Here is a 3,865-nt window from a genome sequence, read left to right on the forward strand (position 1 = left end):
GGGGGGGGGTCTTTGTGCATTCATCCAAACCAAGTTGCACCAATTAATGAAGTTTTTAGCCCATCGGCCAAGCAAATTGCATGGGCAAAAGAAATTTTATCACTTAGGCAAAATAGCAATGATATTATTTTTAACTACAATGGAATGATGGTGGATCTACCCGTTATTAAGAAAGCAGAACAAATTCTGTTAGATAGCAATTCAAATCTCTCATAGGGAGATTTGAATAAATTATTTGTGTATAAATATAATACTTTTTTAAGATATTTTATCCTCTTACTTGTCTTTAAAATAACTTATAATATTTCTAAAAAGCTATGTTTTGTGCAAATTTTAAGCTTTAAAATTGTTTTTATAATTATTATCAAAGTTAAGTAAATTTAAAGTCATTTTTATCTATACTTCAAAATTGATTTTGACTATCATAATAGCCTAATACAAGAAAGGAAAAAGGATAATGAATGCTAAAAAGCTTAAATTAAGCATTTTATGTTTTTGTTTGATGGGATTAGGTGAAATCAAAGCAGAAGAACAATACCAACTTGATGATGTGGTAGTGAGTGCAAGTGGTTTTGAACAAGACTTAGTGGATGCGCCTGCTAGTATTTCTGTTATTACTAAAGAAGAGCTTAGTAAAAAGCCTATTAAGGATATAGGAGAAGCAATTTCGGATATCCCGGGTGTTGATGTTACTATGAATAAAACCGGTACTTATGATTTTAGCATACGAGGTTTTGAAAGTTCTTACACTTTGGTTTTGATTGATGGAAAGCGTCAAAGCGTTGCTAATGGTTTTTATGATAATGGTTTTGGCGGTAGCGAATCAGGATATTTACCACCCGCATCTATGATAGAGCGTATCGAGGTGATACGCGGACCTGCTTCTACACTTTATGGTAGCGATGCAGTAGGTGGGGTAATAAATATCATTACTAAAAAAAATCCCAATAAAACCGAAGCGAATATAGAATTTAGCACCCTTTTACAGCAGCATTCTAGTAAATATGGAAATGCGGGTGGTTTTAATGCTTATGTGGCTACACCTTTGATTGAAGATACGCTTTCAATTTCTGCTAGGATTAAGTATTATGATAAGGCAGCTTCTGATTTAAAATGGCCTACGCCAGTTTGGAGTAATGGTACTCAAAGACCTGAAAATTATCAAATCGCAAGTCATAGTCCTGGATATTTTACGAGTTTAGGTTTTGGATCAAGACTGAATTGGACTGTAGATGATAGCAATAATGTTTATTTAGATGTTGAGCGTTATATCAATGAAATTTCAGTAAATTCCACAAGTAGTAGTGCTATTAAAAGCGAAAGGCAATTGTTTAAAGACAATGTCGTTTTAAATCATGATGGAAATTATGAATTTGGAACTACAAATTCATACTTACAGTATGGTAGTACTAAAGATAAAGATCTGCATAGTCAAATTTGGGTAGGAGAAGGAAAGGTTGTCTTGCCTTGGAATTTGGATAAATATGGAAATTTAGTAAGTACCTTTGGAACAAGAATAGACTATGAGACACTCAAAAACGATCAAGAAAGTGCAGGTAGCGAAATAAGGGGTAAAAATCTTGATCAAACTACGGTTGCACTTTATGGCGAGGGTGAATATTTTATCAGTGATGATTTGATTTTTACTACAGGTTTGCGTTATATTTATAGTGATTTGTTTGATTCTGAAGTAACTCCTAGAGTATATCTTGTTTATCATTTAAATGATAATGTTGCTTTTAAAGGAGGTGTAGCTATGGGTTATAAAACTCCAGCAGCAAAACAACTCACCAATGGTTATTATAATTATAGCAATAATGGTGCTTCTTTTGGAAATCCTGATTTAAAACCTGAAGAAAGTACAAATTATGAGCTAGGAGTTGATTTTAGAATATTTGATTTTGCTCATTATTCTATTACAGGATTTATTACTGATTTTAAAAATCAAATCAGTAGCGAAGAGTTAACAGGAATGTACAATGGTATTGATTGTGCCAATGGTGTTACATGTGAACGTTCTATCAATCTTGGTAAAACACAAACTAGGGGTATAGAATTGGCTTTCAATACAAAACCTTATAAGGGTTTTAGTGTTAATTCAAGTTATACTTTTATGGATAATCGCTACAAGGATGGACAGACAAATTGGTTTGGTGGAGATAGAATAGAAAATTTACCAAGACATATTGCTATGTTAAAATTAAATTACGAGCAAGGAAAATTTAGCTCTTATGTTAAAGCGCGTGCAAGACTTGATACTATAGCCAGATCAAAAGGTGGTGGCAGTGGCACTTTGCCATGGCAAAAATATAAGCCTTTTTATATAGTGGATTTGGGAGTAAATTATAAAATCGATAAACAATCAAGTTTGAGCTTTACAGTGCAAAATCTTTTTGATAAAGATTTCTTTGATCCGCAAGTTACAAGATGGGATGGTGCTAATCCAGGAGGTTATGCAAATCGCTATCAAGATTATACAGAAGGAAGAAGTTTTTGGTTAAGTTATAAATATGATTTTTAAATTGAAAAAAAAGAGTGTCTTAACTTAAAACAAGTAAAAACAAAGTATAATGAAGAAAAAATAAAGGCTTTGTTTTATGATATTTAAAAATTTAAAAGAGCTTCCTTTTTGCGAGTCTAATTATATCAAACCCAAAAGATTTAGTTATGAGAGCAATGGAAAGCTTTGTACTTGGGATTTTATAGAATCCAAAGATAGCGTTTCAATTCTTTTATATCATAAAGAATTGAAAAGCTTTATTTTTGTTCGTCAATTTCGCATACCGCTTTGGTATCATCAAAAGCAAGATAAAAACTATCATAAAGATGAAAATATGGGCTATACCATAGAACTTTGTTCAGGGCTTGTAGATAAAGATTTACCCTTAGAGCAAATAGCCAAAGAAGAATGCATCGAAGAATTAGGCTATGCCCCTAAAGAATTTGAAAAAGTAGGCGACTTTTATACAGGTTTTGGTTCGGGGGCTAGTAAGCAAAGTTTTTATTTTGCAATTGTAGATGAGAATGACAAAATTTGTGATGGTGGCGGGGTTGATGACGAGCAAATAGAGGCTGTTTTTGTAAAGATCAATGAATATGAAGAATTTTCTAAAAAGATAATCCATACACCTTTGCTTGATTTTGCTTATTTGTGGTTTTTAAAAGAAAAGAAAGAACTTTGCCTTAAATAAATAAGGCAAAGAATTTTGGATTAATTTGCTTCATTAAGCATTTCTTTAAATACATCAAATAAATGCAAAGACGCATTTTCAGCATTCTCACATTTTTTGATAATTGCATCTTGAGTATTGCTTAAGCTTACATCTTCTGTGTTTGCGATGCGGATAGCGCTATTCATATTTTCATGTACTTTTTGATGTGGCTCATTGATTTTTATAAAGCTTTTGCTATCGCCAAATCTTTCTTTTCCGGTACTTGCTACCCATTTACCTAAACGACAACTTGTATGATCGGCTAATTCTTGTCCAGATTTTGCAAAAATTTCTTTATATCCATTAAGTTTAAATGCTATATGATCAAGTTTTGCCAAAGATACAAATGCTTCTGAGGCAATACCTACAGCATTCGAATTTGTAGAGTGTGCTTCGTTGACTAAGTGGGTAAATTTTTCTGAAAAACTCATAATGTGTGCGTTAGAATTAATAGAAATTTTTTCCACTTGCTCACTTTGGGTATACATTTCATTTGCATTTTGTTTTAGAAGATTGATATTCATTTCCACTTCTGTTGTAGCTTTTTGAGTTTTTTCAGCTAACTTTCTAACTTCATCCGCAACAACAGCAAAACCCCTACCATGTTCTCCTGCTCTAGCAGCCTCTATAGCAGCATTTAATGCTAAAAGATT

General features: G+C 32.5%; 3 protein-coding genes and 2 pseudogenes. 3 read left to right on the forward strand and 2 right to left on the reverse strand.

From position 1 onward, the window contains the following. From CCO88_RS09275 to CCO88_RS09285, 3 genes and pseudogenes are all read left to right on the forward strand, one after another. Positions 1–216, forward strand: a pseudogene (locus CCO88_RS09275) (HpcH/HpaI aldolase/citrate lyase family protein); the annotation flags it as partial. A 241-nt stretch (positions 217–457) separates the two neighbouring features. Beyond that, complete coding sequence (locus tag CCO88_RS09280) at positions 458–2,521, forward strand: TonB-dependent receptor domain-containing protein (RefSeq protein WP_002782201.1); 2,064 nt, start codon at positions 458–460, stop codon at positions 2,519–2,521. Between the two features lie 76 nt (positions 2,522–2,597). Beyond that, positions 2,598–3,191, forward strand: coding sequence for an NUDIX hydrolase (locus CCO88_RS09285; RefSeq protein ID WP_002782203.1), 594 nt, complete (start codon positions 2,598–2,600; stop codon positions 3,189–3,191). Positions 3,192–3,211: 20 nt separating this feature from the next. On the opposite strand, the gene CCO88_RS11110 is transcribed toward CCO88_RS09285, so the two are convergent. Next, a complete protein-coding gene (locus tag CCO88_RS11110) occupies positions 3,212–3,550 on the reverse strand; it encodes a CZB domain-containing protein (RefSeq protein WP_424202885.1) in 339 nt (112 codons plus the stop codon). Between the two features lie 60 nt (positions 3,551–3,610). Continuing rightward, positions 3,611–3,865: pseudogene (locus CCO88_RS11115) on the reverse strand (methyl-accepting chemotaxis protein); the annotation flags it as partial.

Source organism: Campylobacter coli LMG 9860, assembly GCF_000254135.1.
GTDB classification, from domain to species: Bacteria; Campylobacterota; Campylobacteria; order Campylobacterales; family Campylobacteraceae; genus Campylobacter_D; species Campylobacter_D coli.